At 63.7% G+C, this 15,618-nt stretch carries 14 protein-coding genes; 2 read left to right on the top strand and 12 right to left on the bottom strand.

Annotation, left to right across the window (positions count from 1 at the left end):
- Position 1: 1 nt before the first annotated feature.
- Entirely contained in the window at positions 2 to 1,624 is a 1,623-nt protein-coding gene (gene mdoH, locus ACFQ3C_RS11730; protein WP_380791921.1) for a glucans biosynthesis glucosyltransferase MdoH, read from the top strand.
- Here mdoH and ACFQ3C_RS11725 read toward each other — a convergent pair.
- Genes ACFQ3C_RS11725 through ribA form a run of 6 tightly spaced genes read right to left on the bottom strand, consistent with a single transcriptional unit; the run spans position 1,587 to position 6,453 of the window.
- Positions 1,587 to 2,366 (bottom strand): endonuclease/exonuclease/phosphatase family protein, encoded by a 780-nt coding sequence (locus ACFQ3C_RS11725; RefSeq protein WP_380791919.1) that lies wholly within the window; start codon positions 2,364 to 2,366, stop codon positions 1,587 to 1,589. The two genes, mdoH and ACFQ3C_RS11725, sit on opposite strands and share 38 nt — an antisense overlap.
- The gene (locus ACFQ3C_RS11720; RefSeq protein ID WP_380791917.1) at positions 2,366 to 3,211 is read right to left on the bottom strand and encodes a RibD family protein; all 846 of its coding nucleotides are present in this window, start codon (positions 3,209 to 3,211) and stop codon (positions 2,366 to 2,368) included. Before ACFQ3C_RS11720 ends, ACFQ3C_RS11725 begins: the two co-directional genes overlap by 1 nt.
- A gap of 22 nt (positions 3,212 to 3,233) precedes the next feature.
- Positions 3,234 to 4,007, bottom strand: coding sequence for a class I SAM-dependent methyltransferase (locus ACFQ3C_RS11715; RefSeq protein ID WP_380791915.1), 774 nt, complete (start codon positions 4,005 to 4,007; stop codon positions 3,234 to 3,236).
- Positions 4,008 to 4,010: 3 nt separating this feature from the next.
- Positions 4,011 to 4,406: a 6-pyruvoyl trahydropterin synthase family protein gene (locus ACFQ3C_RS11710; RefSeq protein ID WP_380791913.1), complete on the bottom strand. Its 396-nt coding sequence runs from the start codon at positions 4,404 to 4,406 to the stop codon at positions 4,011 to 4,013.
- Between the two features lie 32 nt (positions 4,407 to 4,438).
- Entirely contained in the window at positions 4,439 to 5,386 is a 948-nt protein-coding gene (locus ACFQ3C_RS11705; RefSeq protein WP_380791911.1) for a zinc-dependent alcohol dehydrogenase, read from the bottom strand.
- Positions 5,383 to 6,453: a GTP cyclohydrolase II gene (gene ribA / locus ACFQ3C_RS11700; protein ID WP_380791909.1), complete on the bottom strand. Its 1,071-nt coding sequence runs from the start codon at positions 6,451 to 6,453 to the stop codon at positions 5,383 to 5,385. Before ribA ends, ACFQ3C_RS11705 begins: the two co-directional genes overlap by 4 nt.
- A 361-nt stretch (positions 6,454 to 6,814) precedes the next feature.
- Between ribA and ACFQ3C_RS11695 the strand changes: the two genes are divergently transcribed.
- Positions 6,815 to 7,507, top strand: a complete 693-nt coding sequence (locus tag ACFQ3C_RS11695) for an FkbM family methyltransferase (RefSeq protein ID WP_380791907.1) — start codon at positions 6,815 to 6,817, stop codon at positions 7,505 to 7,507.
- Here ACFQ3C_RS11695 and ACFQ3C_RS11690 read toward each other — a convergent pair.
- The 6 genes from ACFQ3C_RS11690 to ACFQ3C_RS11665 all read right to left on the bottom strand — a co-directional run bounded on the left by ACFQ3C_RS11690 (position 7,471) and on the right by ACFQ3C_RS11665 (position 15,530).
- On the bottom strand, positions 7,471 to 8,298 hold the full coding sequence (locus ACFQ3C_RS11690; protein ID WP_380791905.1) for an inositol monophosphatase family protein: 828 nt from the start codon (positions 8,296 to 8,298) through the stop codon (positions 7,471 to 7,473). The two genes, ACFQ3C_RS11695 and ACFQ3C_RS11690, sit on opposite strands and share 37 nt — an antisense overlap.
- Positions 8,295 to 9,362 (bottom strand): glycosyltransferase family 4 protein, encoded by a 1,068-nt coding sequence (locus ACFQ3C_RS11685; RefSeq protein ID WP_380791903.1) that lies wholly within the window; start codon positions 9,360 to 9,362, stop codon positions 8,295 to 8,297. Before ACFQ3C_RS11685 ends, ACFQ3C_RS11690 begins: the two co-directional genes overlap by 4 nt.
- 174 nt (positions 9,363 to 9,536) lie before the next feature.
- Positions 9,537 to 10,841, bottom strand: coding sequence for a TadE/TadG family type IV pilus assembly protein (locus tag ACFQ3C_RS11680; protein ID WP_380791901.1), 1,305 nt, complete (start codon positions 10,839 to 10,841; stop codon positions 9,537 to 9,539).
- Between the two features lie 17 nt (positions 10,842 to 10,858).
- Complete coding sequence (locus tag ACFQ3C_RS11675; protein WP_380791899.1) at positions 10,859 to 11,317, bottom strand: TadE/TadG family type IV pilus assembly protein; 459 nt, start codon at positions 11,315 to 11,317, stop codon at positions 10,859 to 10,861.
- 224 nt (positions 11,318 to 11,541) lie between these two features.
- Positions 11,542 to 13,959, bottom strand: a complete 2,418-nt coding sequence (locus ACFQ3C_RS11670; protein WP_380792139.1) for a GcvT family protein — start codon at positions 13,957 to 13,959, stop codon at positions 11,542 to 11,544.
- Positions 13,960 to 13,991: 32 nt separating this feature from the next.
- Positions 13,992 to 15,530, bottom strand: coding sequence for a trimethylamine methyltransferase family protein (locus tag ACFQ3C_RS11665; RefSeq protein WP_380791897.1), 1,539 nt, complete (start codon positions 15,528 to 15,530; stop codon positions 13,992 to 13,994).
- Positions 15,531 to 15,618 lie beyond the last annotated feature (88 nt).

The following is a 15,618-nucleotide window of genomic DNA, read 5'->3' as shown; positions in this document are numbered from 1 at the left end:
CGTGACCTATCAGGCCAGACATATGGATATTCGGCGCGGGCGCACCGCGCCTGTCGCTGCAAGCCCGCGCAGAGGGGCCGATGCGGCGCGGCCTGTCTTTGTGGCGCTGACACTGGTCATCACCGCCACTTTGGCGGGCAGCGTCGCGGCCGGGATCGCGGTCTGGACAGGTTGGAGTCTTGCCGCCATGGCGCTGATGCTGCCGGGCTTCCTGTGGATTGCTGGCGGGGCCGCCACTTCCCTCACCGGGCTTGGCTATCCGGCACGGCCAGGGACCGCCCCACCGCAGGGCTGGCAGCCCGAGGGGCAAACGGCCGTCCTGATGCTGCTGTGCCGGGAGGATCCGCAAGCCGTCGCCACGCGTCTGGACAAGCTGTCGGCGCAGCTTGAGGCCGTAGGGCTGGCCCGACAGGCGCAACTGATCGTCCTGTCCGATACATTCGGGGCGGATGCCATCCTGGCAGAAGCCGCGGCGCTTGATCACCTGATCGCTGCAAACAGGATCACCTATCGCCGTCGCGTCGATAACGACGGGCGCAAGCCCGGAAATATTGCCGAATGGTTCGACCGGCAGGGGCAGGATTTCGACCATATGCTGGTACTGGATGCGGACAGCCAAATGAGCGGTCAGCGCATCCGCCGCATGATCTGGCGGATGGAAACCACCCCGGGGCTTGGCCTTTTGCAGGCCGGGATGTCGCTGGTTCCGGCACAAAGCCGCTTTGGGCAGGTGCAGCGCATCTCCTCGCGGGTTCTGGGACCACCCTATGCCGCCGGTCTTGCCGCATGGACGGGACGGACCGGCAATTACTGGGGTCACAACGCCCTGATCCGCACAGCGGCCTTTGCGGCAGCCGCGCGCCTGCCCCGGCTATCCGGTCCCGCCCCCTATGGCGGCGACATCCTCAGCCATGATTTCATCGAGGCCGCGTTGATCCGGCGGGCGGGCTGGGCCGTGGTTTTCGACCCTGATCCAGCAGGAAGTGCCGAAGACGGGCCTCAGACCCTGGCTGAATTCCACCGGCGCAACCGGCGCTGGTGCCAGGGCAACCTGCAGCATCTGCGGCTTGTCGGCATGCAGGGGTTGCACCCCCTCAGCCGTCTGCACCTGGCCTCGGGGGTTTTCGGGTTCCTGGCCGCACCGCTTTGGCTGGCGCTGGTAATCCTGATGGGAACGGGTCTTGTAACGCTGGAAAGCGGGCTTGCCTTCGCGTTGATCCTTCTGACGCTTCTGATACCGAAGCTTGCCGGCCTCTGGCGTCTGGCAGGACCCGGCGCTACGACCTGGCGGCGCCAGGTGGCATGCCGCGCCCTTGCCGCGGAACTGATGCTGTCCAGCCTGCTGGCGCCGATCGTCATGCTGCATCACACGGCGGCTGTGGTTTCGGTTCTCTGTGGTCGGGATTGCGGCTGGAAACGCCCCGGCGGAAATGGCCCCGTCCTGCCGCAAGGCCTGCTGGAAATGGCGACCGGGCTTGGCCTGACTGCGCTTGTGGTCACACTCAACCCGCAGGGCGCGGCCTGGATCGCGCCGCTGGTGGCCCCGATGATCGCGGCACCGCTGCTGATCGGCCGGATCGATGCGGTCAGGCCGGATCGTTGCCCGCCGCAGAACCCAGCGTGACACGTGCCGTGACCGGACGGTGATCAGAGGCGATGCGAATGCCGGGACCGTCCAGCGCGCGCATGTCCTCGACGCGGCCGGGCGCGGTGGTCAGGATGCGGTCCAACGGGAAGATCGGGCGCGCCACCGGAAAGCTGGCCTTTGCGGCCCCTTTCAGGGCCTGCCCCAGCAACCGCGGAGACATTGCCAAACCGCCCCAGGGGCGCCATTCGTTCAGATCACCGATCAGCAGGTTCTGCCGCAGAGTACGGCGGCGCAGGTGCTGACCGATCACCCGCATCTGCGCGATACGCAACGGCTGCCCCAATGACAGATGCGTACCGATCACGCGAAAGGCGTGCCCGTCGCGGTTCGCATCGACCACGACAGCCCCCCTGTGGCAATGCCCCGGCAGATCAACAAGCGTCACATCCTCGACCACGATATCCGGTGCAAGGAACACGATCACACCCAGAAATCCGTGACTGTCCTGGCCCCAGCGCGATGCAGGATCGCGGTGAACATGGCGCAGGCCGCCATGATCCTCGATCCGGCCGATATCCAGAAAGCCGCGATGTGGGCGGCTTTCTTCATCCGCCTCCTGCAGGACAAGAACGTCGGTTCGCGGGACAAGCACTTCGGACAGCAGCACATCCGCCGTCCGATCCGGGTCGACGCGCCCATCCTGACCGCGGCCACGGTGGATATTCCAACTGACGCATTCCAGCGCGCCGGGCGCGGGTGATCCCCCGAATCCGGCCATCAGGACAGGTAGGATGCGGTCTGGCACGGGCTGCTCTTGGCCCGGTCATGCAAGGGAAGCGCCGCGGCATTGGCCAGCGGCGTGAGGCCACAATCGAACACCACGTCCGATCCAAGCCCGAAAACGCGTGTGTCGGGACGGATGCATTCGGCAAGGGTCAGCCGTGCATTTGGCGTGGTCAGGGCCGCGCGCCCCGCGCCGATCAGCAAAGGTGCGACGGCAATCTGAAGCCGGGTCAGCAACTGTGCTTCGAGAAAGCCCGCAATGGTGATCCCGCCACCTTCGATCAACAGCGTGGACAACCCCGCCTCGTGCAGTGCGGCCAGTATCGCCTGGGGTGCAAAGAGGCCGTCGACCAGTGGCAGGCGGATCACCTCGACCCCGGCGGGGCGTTTGCGATCAACCGCCTGAATCACCAAGCGGCGGCAGCCATCGGCGCGCAGAACCAGCGCATCGTCGGGCAGACGGCCCTTTGGATCTATCACGATCCGCGCGGGGTTGGGGCCGCTGCACAGCCGCACGTCAAGGCGTGGTTTGTCGTGAAGGGCGGTGCCCACGCCGATCATCACCCCATCCACAAGCGCCCGGATCCGGTGCAGATGCGCCAGCCCGTCGGGACCGGACACATCGCGCGCATCACCCGACACGGTCGCAACGCGACCGTCCAGCGATTGTCCGATCTGTGCCACCGTGATCGGACCAAGATCGCGGCGCGCCAGCGGTCCATAAAGATCAAGTGCTGCGCTCTCGCCATCGGACCAGTTGCCGCAACAGGAACAGGCGCGGCCGGACCGGATTGCCAGGATACGCTCCCAAACTTCGGGGGTAACGGTCACATTGTGCATCGTTGTCCTCCTTTCCAGCCGATCATGGCGCATCTGGCGGCAAGGCCAAAAGATCAGTGTGCCCGATGTGGCAAAGGGCTGTCTGCGCCGCAGCAGCCCGGGTGCCACCCCATGCCTTGGCCAGTTCTTCACCCGCCTCTTCTGCTGCCGTCGCGATACCGCCCAGCAACTCAATCTGAAGCGCGGACTGCGCCGGACCCAGTTGCCACGGGCTGTCGGCGCGGCGCAGGGCATAGCCCCGGCGCTGCAGCGCTGCGGCCATGGCATCGGTGGCACCTGGCCCAAGCGCGGGACCAAAGCCCTTGTCGCCGACCTGATGGCGATTGAACGCCCTGGTGACCGCCGCGTCGGCAGGATCGGACGGGGTCCAGTGCATATCGCCATCATAGGTCAGTGCCGCGTAGAAGGGCAGACGGTGATCGGCCAATCGTGCCGCCAACCTTTCGACCCAGTCAAGCGAGCACAGGTCCAGAAGGGCCGAAGCCGTCACAAGGCTGGCCCCATCCAAGGGCAAACTCTCCAGATCGCGCAGGTCGATCCGGTGTGTCGTCACGACGCCCTGCGTTGCCGCGGCGGCGTGGCGCAGCAGTTCGGGGTCATTGTCCACCAGCCGCCATGTCGCACCGTCCGCCAGATGGCCGGCAAAAGCGCGGATCGTGGATCCCGTGCCGCAACCCAGGTCGACGATCACCGCAGGCTGGCCTGCTGCCTTCGCGGCGGCGGCCAATAGCGCCGCATCCCGTGCCGCGTGATCGGCCGGTTCACGCAGGGCAAGCCATGCGGCGCTGAATCCCATCTCTCAGATCTCCGCCTCGAACCAGCCACGCGCCATGTGGCTTTCGTGCAGGGTGATCCGCAACCGCTTGACCCGGCCTGCGTCCTTCAGCGCGCCAGACCGCACCTTGGCCGCCATCTCGCGGAAGATATGCCCCGAGAGGAATTCGGTGGTGGTGAAAATCCCCTTGAATTGCGGCACCTCATCCAGGTTCTTGTAGCGCAGGGGTTCCAGAACCGCGGCCAGTGCCTCGATCGCGAGGCCGATGTCGACGACCAGCCCGTGTTCGTCGATATCATCGGCAAAGAAGGCGGCATCGACGGTAAAGGTCGCGCCATGCACACCCTGTGCAGGGCCAAAGACCGGCGAGGGGAAGGAATGGGCGATCATGATATGGTCACGGACTTCGACGGCGTACATTTGGCCTCCTTGAGGGGTGTTCGAGCGTGGTTTCAGTAGCGGATACGGTGGCACAGTGTATCGGGTGCCGAAAGGATACGGGCATAATCTGCCGGCAGATCGGAAAAGGCGCTTTCACCCGAAATCAGAACATCCAGCCGCGGATCGCACAGCAGGTCCAGCGCCTTGCCCATCCGGCGCGCATAGGTCCAACGCGGCAGCCGTTCCGCAGGCAAATGGCCGACTTGCGAACTGACAAGACGCAGGCGGCGACTGTGAAACGCCCCGCCCAGCGGCAGCGACACCGGTGCGTCGCCGTGCCAGCTGGCCTCGACGACCGTCGCGTCCTGTGCCGCAAGGGACAGCGCCAGCGCCAGACCCGCCTCGGTCGCGCTGGTGTGAATGACCACGTCACAATCCTGCGGTGCCGCATCAGGCTGTGCAAAGGCGATCCCCAGGGCCTTGGCAAGTTGCGCGCGGTCAGGATTGATATCGACCAGTGTCACCTCTGCGCCGGGCAATCGCGCGGCCAGTGAGGCGACAAGCGCGCCGACCACACCGCCACCGATCACCGCGATCCGGTCACCCGCTCCGGCGGCGCTGTCCCACAGGATCGTCAATGCGGTTTCCATGTTCGCGGCCAGGATCGCACGTTCCGGCGGCAGCGCATCTGGCAGCGGCGTTAGCGCAGCTTCGGGCAGACGATAGGCGGTCTGATGCGGGAACAGCGCGAAAACATTGCGCCCGGCCAGCGCACCCTCGGTCACGCGCCCGACACTGCAGTAGCCGTACTTGACCGGAAAGGGAAAGGCCCCTTCCATGCCGGGTCCGCGCATCCGCTGATATTCCGACGCGGGAACGCGGCCTGCCGCGACAAGCCGTTCCGTCCCGCGACTGATGCCCGAGAACATTGCTTCGATGGCGACCCCATCTGCCGCGACATGACCGGGCCTGATCTCGGCCCGGTCCGGGGCCACGCACCAAAGGGCAAGCGCGGTCATTTGAACAGATGTCCGGATTTTGCGGCCTTGGTCGCAAGATAATCGGCGTTCTGCGGGGTCTTGCCCACGACAAGCGGCACACGCTCAGTGACTGCGACACCCTGTTTCTGCAGCATCGCCAGCTTGGCCGGGTTATTGGTCAGCAGGCGCACCCTGTCGATCCCCAGCCGCGACAGCAACGCGGCACCGATCCTGAAATCGCGTTCGTCATCCTGAAAACCCAGGTGATGATTTGCCTCGACCGTATCAAGGCCCTGATCCTGCAAGGCATAGGCCCGCATCTTGTTGGCAAGGCCGATTCCGCGCCCCTCCTGGTTGAGATAGAGCAGAAGACCGCCCCCGGCGGCGGCCATGGCCGCCGTTGCGGCGTGCAGTTGCGGACCGCAATCACATTTCAGACTGCCCAGAACATCACCCGTGAAACAGGCGGAATGCAGGCGCACAAGGACAGGCGCTGCGCGGTCGGGTGTGCCGATTTCGATCGCATAATGCTCGATGCTGCCATCATCGGGCCGAAATACATGCACGCGACCCGCGTCATGCACGGCCATCGGCAACCTGGCCGAAGATACCGGATGCTGCATCCGTTCCTTTGACAGCTCGTCCAGAATGTCCTGCGCCGCCATTGCCGACAGCCCATCTGCATCGTTACGGGTCAGCCGATCATGCATCGCGCCGGACGCAAGTGGCACGACCAGCACCGCTGGCAGCAATTGGGCGGCTTTCGCCAGCGCCACACCGGCCATATGCAACTGTGTGCCCGGCAAAGGTGCGCGCATCTGGTCTTCGCCCAAGGGCAGCGCCGCGCGCAGGGTCGTCCGCAAGGGATCGGCCATCGCCAACAGCCAGTTCAGCCCGGCCTGCCGTGGCACCGGCAGAACCAGCGTATCGGTCTGCATCGCAGGCATGGCCACTATTCCCGCGGCCGCTGCGCGTCTTGCCGTCAGCACCAGCGTTGCCTCGACGCCGCTGGCCGTCATCGCGTCATGCCGTTCCGGGCTCAGCGCCTCGACCGCGACGACCAGCCATGCTTCACCGGCATGTGTCACCACGACAGGAAGACCCATGCGCATGTCGCCCCTCAAGCGCATCACACGCTCAAGACGACTGGGCGCAAGAAATGGCAGGGCATGGTCTTGAGCGACGCGTGCAGAGGCAGGGGCCGGGCGGAGTAGGTTCATCTGACACTCAAAATTCCATTATATCACTTTCAAACTAGTATTGAACGGGCGCAGACAAGACCACGCATTCGTTTTGCGTGATGGATTGATGCACCTGGGCAATCTTCTGCCCATGCGGTCTGGATCATTGAGAAGATGCGCTATCTATCTGCTCCATGGGATTGTGCCTTGTTTCCCGAGGAGAGAGAGCTTGTCGCTGCGTGTCTGGATCGGCTTGTTGAGGTCGATCGCAATCTATCACAATCCAGTGAGAACCGTCCCGCTGCGGCGGTTCTATCGCGGTTTGCTGCGCCAGGACGATCTTGTCTTCGACGTCGGCGCGCATGTCGGGACGCGCGCGCGCGCAATGCGGGCCGCCGGGGCGCGAGTCGTGGCGCTGGAACCGCAAGCGCCCTTCACCACCTTTTTGCGAATGACCCTGCCCGATGACATCCGGCTTGTCGAAGCCGCGGCCGGGGGCGCCGAAACCCTGGCCGAGATGGCGGTATCATCGCTGCATCCCACCGTCTCGTCGTTGAAGGCCGGATTTGTCGAGGATGCGGGGGCCACGCATGGCTTCGATCATGTGCGCTGGGACCGCAAGCAGCAGGTTCAGGTCACGACCCTTGACCGGCTGATCGCCGAAGAGGGGCTGCCGCGCTATATCAAGATCGACGTGGAAGGTTTCGAGCTTGAGGTATTGTCCGGCCTCAGCCAACCCGTGGAAATGGTATCGGTGGAATATCTGCCCGGCCTGTCGGGGCTGACCCAGGCCGTGATTGACCGCCTGATGGAGCTGGGGCCCTATCGGTTCAATCCCGTGACCGGGGAAAACGGGGCGTTTCTGTGGGCCGAGTGGCGCGATGCGACAGCAACGCGGGCCTGGTTGGACAGCCTGCCCGCAACGGCCCGTTCCGGCGATCTTTACGCGCGGCTGACCGGGTCCGAACTGCCCGGCTGACCGCGCAGCAGGGCGGCGAAGGCATCGAACAGGGCCGGACATGCGGTGAGAACCGTCCCCTGGTCCTCGGGCCTCTCGGTCGGGTCGAGAGCCGCGACCACCGCACCCGCCTCACGCAGAAGTACCAGCCCGGCCGCGATATCCCAGGGGCGCAAACGACGCTCCCAGAAACCGTCCAGCCGGCCAGCGGCCACATAGGCCAGGTCAAGCGCTGCGGCCCCCATGCGACGCACACCCGCGCAACGTGGCATCAGCCGGGCAATGTCGGCCGCATGATCATCAATGTGATCCATTCCGCCGAAGGGAATGCCCGTGCCGAACAGGGCGGCGGGCATGCTTGCGGTCTCTGCCGCCTGTATCGGCGCACCGTTCAACCATGCGCCTGAACCGATGCCGGCGCAAAACGTCTCGCCCTTGACCGGGTCATGGACAACACCCACGCAGAGTTCACCATCAACCTCCAGCGCGATGGACACGGCCCAATGCGGGATGCCGCGCAGGAAATTGGTCGTGCCGTCCAGCGGGTCGACAATCCAGCGGCGCCCCTTGGCGCCCATGGCGCTGGCGCCTGTTTCCTCGCCCAACCAGCCGTCGCCCGGACAGGTGCCAAGCAATATGTCACGCAGGCAGGCCTCGGCCTCCAGATCGGCCTGGGACAGGAAGTCGCCGGCGCGCTTCTGCGTGACACGCAGGTTTTGTCTGTGCGACCAATGATCCATCAGGATTTCGCCTGCCGCGCGCGCCGCATGTTGCACAAGGACAAGATCATCTTTCAGCGGCCTGTCGCTCATGACCGGCCCGCCGCGGCGGCATCCAGCGCAAGACCGGCAATCCGCGCGGTCTCGGCCCATGAAGACAGGCGAGCCCCTGCCAGCCGCGCGGCTTCGGCCATGCGGTCGCGCCGGTCCTGATCGGTCAGCAGGCTGCGCAACGCCCCGGCAAAGGCCAGCGGATCATCCCGATCGACCAGCAGACCCGCCGCAGCGGGCACCGTATCGGGAACTGCCCCTGTTCGGCAGGATACGATCGGCAAACCATGCACCAGCGCTTCGTTGAAGACGATCCCGTAGCCTTCATAACGCGTCGCCAGCGCGAAAATCGACGCCCGTTGATAAAGCTGCGCCAGCACCCGGTCCGATACACGACCGGCCAGGGTGATCCGTTCTGACAGCCCTGCGTGCCGAATGCGGTCCTGCAGCGCGTCGGAATGACCCTTTTCCCATGGTGTGCCAACGATTTCGGCCCGCCAGTCCTGATCGGCCAGATGGGCCAGGGCATCGATCAGCACGTCATGGCCCTTGCGCGGATGCAGGATACCGACCGACAGGATCAAGGGGGGACTTTCAAGGGTCACAGGTGCAATGGGCGCGACGGGCGCAGGCCGGTCAATACCGGGCAAGGCGACATGGATGCGCTCTGCGGGAACATCGTAACGCTCTGTCAGGATTGCCCCGGTGTGCGGGCTGGGCACCAGCACCTGTGCGGCATGGCGCAGGTTTTCACGTTCAGTCCGCCAGAGGTGGTCCTGAATATCCTGCGGCAAGCCGCTTTCCAGCGCCAACGGGTGATGGACAAGCACCACGATCGGGGCCTTGATCAGCCGCACCCGCGCAGGGTCCAGCGCGCCAAAAGCCAAACCGTCGATGATCACCGGGCAGGACGCGGGGAGCGCCTGCAAGGCATTCATTGCCTGGTCCATCTCTTGCGGGGATGGAAACGGAAAACCGGAGGGCAGCGAAACAAGGCGCATGTCGCGCCCCGTAGCGCGCAACTCTTCCAGAAGCCTTCGGTCATAGATGTAGCCGCCGGTCACTGTGTCGATATCGCCGGGAACGGCCAGGGCGGCTGCAATCATGGACAATCCCTTGTCTGACAACCCGTTGCCGGGCAAACGGGAACCTTAGGTCCATCAGCGATAGAGACAAGCCCCGCAAGCGCCGCTGCTGCGGAAAAGCATGTCGTGGAAAAAAACCCCGGCCTGGAAAGGCCGGGGGCTGCCGATAGTTTCTTGTTGTCCCTTGATCGGGCGTCAAAGCGCCAGGCGGAAATATTCGGCCGTGAAGCTGTCTTCCATACCGTCTCCACAGAAGCCCATCGTCATGTTGGACGTCCCGCTGATCGTGCCACCCGCGATAATCGAGGCGCCTTCGATCCCGTTGGCATTCGCGGCAAAAGCCACATTTCCCTTGGCGATTATCTGGCCACCATACATCCGCAGGTCTGCTGCCGCATCAAGACCGCCCATGGTCAGGATCTGTGCGCCACCACCCTTGGCGCATTTGTCATTCTTGCCAAGCTGGAGCGTCGAGGGTGCCGATACCGATTTGTCGCCCGTGTTCGTCGTCGCCATCACGACGTTTTCAAGCGTCGTACCCTGGCCGAACTTGATCGGGCAATTGGTCACGATGGTCGTATCGCGGATGACCCCGCCGTTGTTGATGAACATGGTCGAATTGCCCGAGCAGGCGACATAGTAGGACTTGCCGGGCTGGAACTCGCTCCCCGTCACCTGCTTGCCATCCAGAACCTCCGGGACACCGCCGTAGGTAATGTAATCGGGCCGGGTTTCGGTGGAATTGCTGGACAGGTTCGTCACAATTTCCTGAAGGCGGTTCAGCACCATGATCTGATAACCGTTGTCACGCAGGGCTTCTTCCAGGCCGATGTTGGTTTCAAAGCCGGATCGGGGAAGTTGCAGGTGATCGGTATTCGGCATCGACACGATGGTGTTATCGCCGAAGAAGTTGTTCGAGCTGACCTTCACATGATCGTTGGAGTGAATGCAAAAGCCGTTCTGGAACGAGTTGTTGCTCTGCACATCGACCATTCCGTCGGCCACGAACCCCTCGCGGAAGCATGTGGGTTTATATGTGATGTAGACCGCCGTGCGGCGCAGATCGAACGTATCGAACCCCACTATCCCGAGCAGCAGGTTACGGATGGCGTTTTCCCGCTGAAGTATCCGGTAGGCGCTGACACGCACGGCCGACTTGGACGACGGATCCGGCGTGAAGACGCTGTTTTCCGCGTCCCAGACACCAAATTCGATATCTTCCGCAATCAGCGCATTTCCGTTTCTGGCGGCAGGCAGGTTGACGGCCGCGATTTCAAGGGCCTTGGCAATGGCCTCTTCCCTGGATTTTCGATCGCGGGTGTAAAGCGCCGCATGCGCCACGGCATCTACCGTCACCTGAAGATGCGTCCGCCGTGCCATCGCCTTGTTGAAATCAATTGCCAGACCACCGATCACGGCAGAAATCAAAAAGAAGAAAAGGGCCATCAGGGTTCCTGTGCCCTTTTCCTCTTTCAGAAAAGTCTGGATCCTGATCAGCATGTCAAAGGTTCGCATTTTCAGAACTCCACAATCTGCTGTGCGGACACAACGATGTTCGTATTCTGGAAAAACTTGTGCAGAATCGAGAATGGCATCAGTTCGGTCGCCGGTATGGACAGGTCGGTGTATATAATCCCGTCCACCAGCTGCGAGTTCACGACAGGCGTGACATCAAGATAGGCCAGGCGATCCCGCACATATTGCTCTGCGGCTTCAAGCGTATCGATGCGTCCCACGGAAAAAGACCTGTTTCCGTCTTGAACCACACGCAAAATCTGGGATTCGTTGAAGAAGACCATCGATACGTTGACCATGATTGCCAGAACGAAAACGTAGATCGGCAACCAGATGATGCTTTCGATCGTGTAGCTGCCGTCCTGATCGCTGACGAATCTGCCAAGTCTTCCAGGTTTTCTCACCCGATTCGCAGCAACGCGCGCAGCGCGCCCCGTCGCGCCGGAATACTGCTCGGTCATGCGTGTCTTGCAGGGGGTTTCCATGTTTTCCTCGTGGAGCGAATCAAAGGATTTGGAAAAAAATCACTCGCACGCGGAACTGAGGCCTGCATACACAAACGCAGGACTCGCCGTTGTTGATATGGGGTAATCTTGTCAAAGATTGGGCGCGATTGTGGAAATCGCGCCATCCCGCCCCTGTCCAGGGGCACCGTTTCCTGCCATCAGTCGGCCCGACACTGACCTCAGGCGCGCAAGCGCAGCCCTTCGGGGTCAAACGGGGGTTTCTCAAGCACGGTGGCGGGTGTGTCCTGCCCCAGGATCGACACCATGACCCTGTCACCCGGCTTGACCTGCTCCGCCTTGAGATAGGCAATGGCCAGCGATCTGCCCACAGAAAAGCCATAACCGCCCGATGACACCTGCCCAAGCGGGGTGCCGTCAGCCAGGAAAACCGGCTCTCCGCCCCAGGCGTCGGCGCCATCGGTGTGGATATCAAGCATGGTCATCACATCGCGCGGCGGCTTGGCGGCAATCGCGTCCCAGGCCGCTTTGTTCAGAAACGGCTTGTCGGCCTTCACCAGACGGTCCAGCCCTGATTCCTGGGGCCAGTATTCGGGGCTGTAATCACGCCCCCAGGAGCCATAGCCCTTTTCGATCCGCAGGCTGGCAAGGGCGCGACTGCCAACCGGACCGGCGCCAAGCTCGCGGCCGGCATCCAGAAGTGCCGCGTAAAGCTTCACCTGATCACCCTCGGCGCAATGCAACTCCCACCCCAGATCGCCGGTAAAGCTGACGCGCAGTGCGACGCAGGGCACACCCGCCACGTCGATGCGGGCCGATGACATGAAGGGAAAGGCGGCATTCGTCAGATCCGCATTTGTCAGCCGACCCAGAAGGTCGCGTGCCTTGGGGCCTGCCACGTTGAAGCCGCAGGTGCTTTCGGTCAGGCTTTCGAATGTCGTGCCTTCCGGCAGGGGGATGGCACGGAAGAAGCGCTGGTGGAACCTTTCGGCCATGCCCGATCCGATCACCCAGAACTCGTGCTCGCCCAGCCGTGTGACCGTGAAATCCCCGGCGATGCCGCCACGTGCGCCGATCAGGGGCGTCAGGCAGGACCGGCCGATACGCACCGGCATGCGGTTGGCGAACAGGGCGTTCAGCCATGCTTCGGCCCCAGGGCCGGCCACGCGGTATTTGGCGAAATTCGAGATGTCGATGATTCCGGCCCGCTCGCGCAACATCCGCGCCTCGCGGCCGACAGGGCCAAACCAGTTCTGCCGCGTGAAGCCGTAAGTTTCGGATTGCGGCTCGCCCGTCGCGGCGAACCACAGCGGATGTTCCCAGCCGTAGTTCAGGCCAAAGACCGCGCCCATGTCCTTTTGCATGGCATAGGCCGGTCGACACCGCACGGGGCGGCCCGCCGCGCGTTCTTCCGTCGGGAAATGGATCTTGAACCGATGCGCATACTGATCCTCGACCCGCGCGCGGGTGAATGCCTTGTCCGCCCAGTGACCAAAGCGGGCCATGTCCCAGTTGAACATGTCCAGCACCGGCTCGCCCTCGACGATCCATTCGGCGGCCAGCTTGCCCAGACCGCCCGACTGGGAAAAGCCGGGGATGATCCCGCAGCAGCAGAAATACCCCCGCATTTCAGGCACCGGCCCGAACAGGGCCGAACTGTCGGGCGACCAGATCATCGGGCCGTTGATGACCCGTTTGATCCCGGCCTGCCCCACGGCGGGAACGCGCGCGATGGCGCGCAGCATGTTCGGCTCGATCCGGTCAAGATCATCGGCGAAAAGCTCGTGACCGAAACCCTGCGGCGTGCCGTCCTCGGCCCAGAATCGCATGTCGCGCTCATAGGCGCCGACCAGCAGGCCCAGCCCTTCCTGACGCAGGTAATATTCACCGTCACGATCCGCGACCGATGGCAGCCGGCGGCCCAGTGCTGCCACCTCGGCGATGGTTTCGGTGACGAAATACTGATGCTCCGTCGGCACCAGCGGAAGGGTCAGCCCCGCCATCTGCGCCAACTCGCGCGCCCACAGGCCGGCCGCGTTGATCACCCAGGGCGTGCGGATATCCCCGCGTTCGGTCCGCACGATCCATGTGCCATCCGCTTGCGCCTCTGTCCCGGTCACAGGCGTGAAACGATGGATCGAAGCGCCCAGCGCCCGCGCACCGGCGGCATAGGCATGGGTGACGCCCGAGGGGTCCACGTTGCCGCCGTCGGGCTCGTACATGATGCAGCGGATGCCATCGAAATCGACCAGCGGATGCAACCGCTCGGCCTCGGTGCGCGACACCTCGTGGAAGTTCATGCCATAGCGGCGCGCGCGCGCCGCCTGGATGCGTAACTGATGTTCGCGCGCCTCGGTCTGCGCCAGATACAGCGATCCGGGCTGGAAAATGCCGCAACCCTGCCCGGTCTCGGTCTCCAGCGTCTTGTAAAGCTGCATCGTGTAATGCTGGATGCGGCTGATGTTGGTGATGTCATGCAGACCGTGGATATTGGCCGCCGCATGCCATGTCGACCCCGAGGTCAGCTCGGACCGTTCCAGCAGGACCGCATCGGTCCAGCCCTTCTGCGCCAGGTGATACAGGATCGAACAGCCGACAAGCCCGCCACCGATCACGACGGCAGGGGCATGGCTTGGCAGCGGTTTTGCCGTGGTGTTGGGCTGGGTCGTGCTCATGGTTCGTCCTGTCCGATGTCCTGCTTGCGGTTGGCGACATAGGCCTCCAGCTCTTCGCGGATGGCCGGGTCGATGGCGGGTTCTTCGTAGTCCTTCAGCGCCTGCTGCCAGATGCCCGTCGCCCGATAAAGCGCGTCATGCGATCCGGCCGCTTCCCAGGCGCCGTGGTTTGTCCAGTCCGACAGAAGCGGACGGTAGAATGCCGTCTCATAGCGTTCCATCGTGTGGGGGCTGCCAAAGAAATGCCCGCCCGTGGGAACCTCCGCGATGGCATCAAAGCCAAGCTCGGCGTCCGACGCATCGAAAGGCCGCAGGATTTCCATCATGTTCTGCAAGATCTCGACATCCAGAACCAGCTTTTCGAAACTGGCCGTCAGACCGCCCTCCAGCCAGCCGGCCGCGTGATAGATCAGGTTTGCGCCCCCCATCACCGCGCCCCATGTCGCCATCGAGGTTTCATAGGCGGCCTGCAGGTCGCAGGCGTTCGAGGCGTTGGAATTCGAACTGCGATACGGCAACCCGTAGCGCCGGGCCAATTGCCCCGCGATGATGTTGGCCCGCGTGTTTTCCGGCGTCCCAAAGGCAGGCGCGCCAGACCGCATGTCCACGTTCGAGGTGAAAGCCCCGTACATCACCGGCGCACCGGGGCGCACCAGCTGCGTGAGCGTGATGCCGAACAGCGCCTCGGCGTTCTGCTGGGCCAGTGCCGCGGCCAGGGTGACAGGTGTCATCGCCCCCATCAGCGTGAAAGGGGTGATCGTGACCGGCTGGCCGTGTGCGGCCATGGCGATCAGCCCCTCGCCCATCTCCTGATCGAACAGACGGGGCGAGTTCACGCTGATGATCGTGATGACGCCGGGATCGCTGGCGATCTGGTCCAGCGTGATCCCCCGCGATATCGCCATCATCCGAATGCCGTCCATCGCGCGGCCTCGCCCGATCGCCGTGCAGTGATAGGCCAGATCGGACAACATCAGGTTGGCCATGTAGCAATCAAGATGGCGGGTGTTCGCCGGCAACTCCTGCGGCGCGGCCACCTGGTTGCCGATCATGTGGATGGCGTTGAAATGCTGCGCGAGGCGGATGAAATCCTTGTAATCGGCCATGTTGCCCGGCCGCCGCCCCCGCAAGGCGTCATGCACATTGGGCGGCCCCGCCACCAGACCGAAGTTCAGCGCGCGCCCCCCGAATGTCAGCCGCCGGGCGGGATTGCGCGGGGTCAGCGTAAAGGCGCGCGGCACCGTGGCCAGGGCCGCCGCCACGATGCTTTCGTCGATCCGCACCATCCCGGTGTCACGATCGACCAGCGCACCCGCTTGTTCGAACAATGCGATGACCTTGTCGCCGACAACGCGAATGCCAAGCTCGGACAGGATACGGATCGAGGTTTCATGCAGCCTGTCCATCGCCTCGGGGTCGGCCATCGCGAGCGGGGCATTCGGATTTTCAACATTGCGCCATGGCAATTGGGACAGGCCGGTGCCCGTACGGGCCGCTTTTCCACGCCGCCCTCCGCTGCGCCGGTCATCGGTCATCGGGGGTCCTTTCGTTGACCTGCCATGCCCTTGAACGCGCTCATGCACCCAACAGGCAAGACCCAAGATAGACGGGGGCAGAAGGGGG

Source organism: Seohaeicola saemankumensis (assembly GCF_042678485.1).
GTDB classification, from domain to species: Bacteria; Pseudomonadota; Alphaproteobacteria; order Rhodobacterales; family Rhodobacteraceae; genus Seohaeicola; species Seohaeicola saemankumensis.
This window is presented reverse-complemented; position numbering and strand designations above follow the sequence as displayed.

What these genes read in the sequence shown, in the direction of transcription:
- ACFQ3C_RS11675 (WP_380791899.1), bottom strand. Translation starts at nt 11,317, where the DNA reads ATGACCGAGCAGTATTCCGGCGCGACGGGGCGCGCTGCGCGCGTTGCT.
- ACFQ3C_RS11710 (WP_380791913.1), bottom strand. Translation starts at nt 4,406, where the DNA reads ATGTACGCCGTCGAAGTCCGTGACCATATCATGATCGCCCATTCCTTC.
- ACFQ3C_RS11690 (WP_380791905.1), bottom strand. Translation starts at nt 8,298, where the DNA reads ATGAGCGACAGGCCGCTGAAAGATGATCTTGTCCTTGTGCAACATGCG.
- ACFQ3C_RS11705 (WP_380791911.1), bottom strand. Translation starts at nt 5,386, where the DNA reads ATGACCGCGCTTGCCCTTTGGTGCGTGGCCCCGGACCGGGCCGAGATC.
- ACFQ3C_RS11725 (WP_380791919.1), bottom strand. Translation starts at nt 2,366, where the DNA reads ATGGCCGGATTCGGGGGATCACCCGCGCCCGGCGCGCTGGAATGCGTC.
- ACFQ3C_RS11665 (WP_380791897.1), bottom strand. Translation starts at nt 15,530, where the DNA reads ATGACCGATGACCGGCGCAGCGGAGGGCGGCGTGGAAAAGCGGCCCGT.
- ACFQ3C_RS11720 (WP_380791917.1), bottom strand. Translation starts at nt 3,211, where the DNA reads ATGCACAATGTGACCGTTACCCCCGAAGTTTGGGAGCGTATCCTGGCA.
- ribA (WP_380791909.1), bottom strand. Translation starts at nt 6,453, where the DNA reads ATGGGTCTTCCTGTCGTGGTGACACATGCCGGTGAAGCATGGCTGGTC.
- ACFQ3C_RS11685 (WP_380791903.1), bottom strand. Translation starts at nt 9,362, where the DNA reads ATGATTGCAGCCGCCCTGGCCGTTCCCGGCGATATCGACACAGTGACC.
- ACFQ3C_RS11715 (WP_380791915.1), bottom strand. Translation starts at nt 4,007, where the DNA reads ATGGGATTCAGCGCCGCATGGCTTGCCCTGCGTGAACCGGCCGATCAC.
- ACFQ3C_RS11680 (WP_380791901.1), bottom strand. Translation starts at nt 10,841, where the DNA reads ATGCTGATCAGGATCCAGACTTTTCTGAAAGAGGAAAAGGGCACAGGA.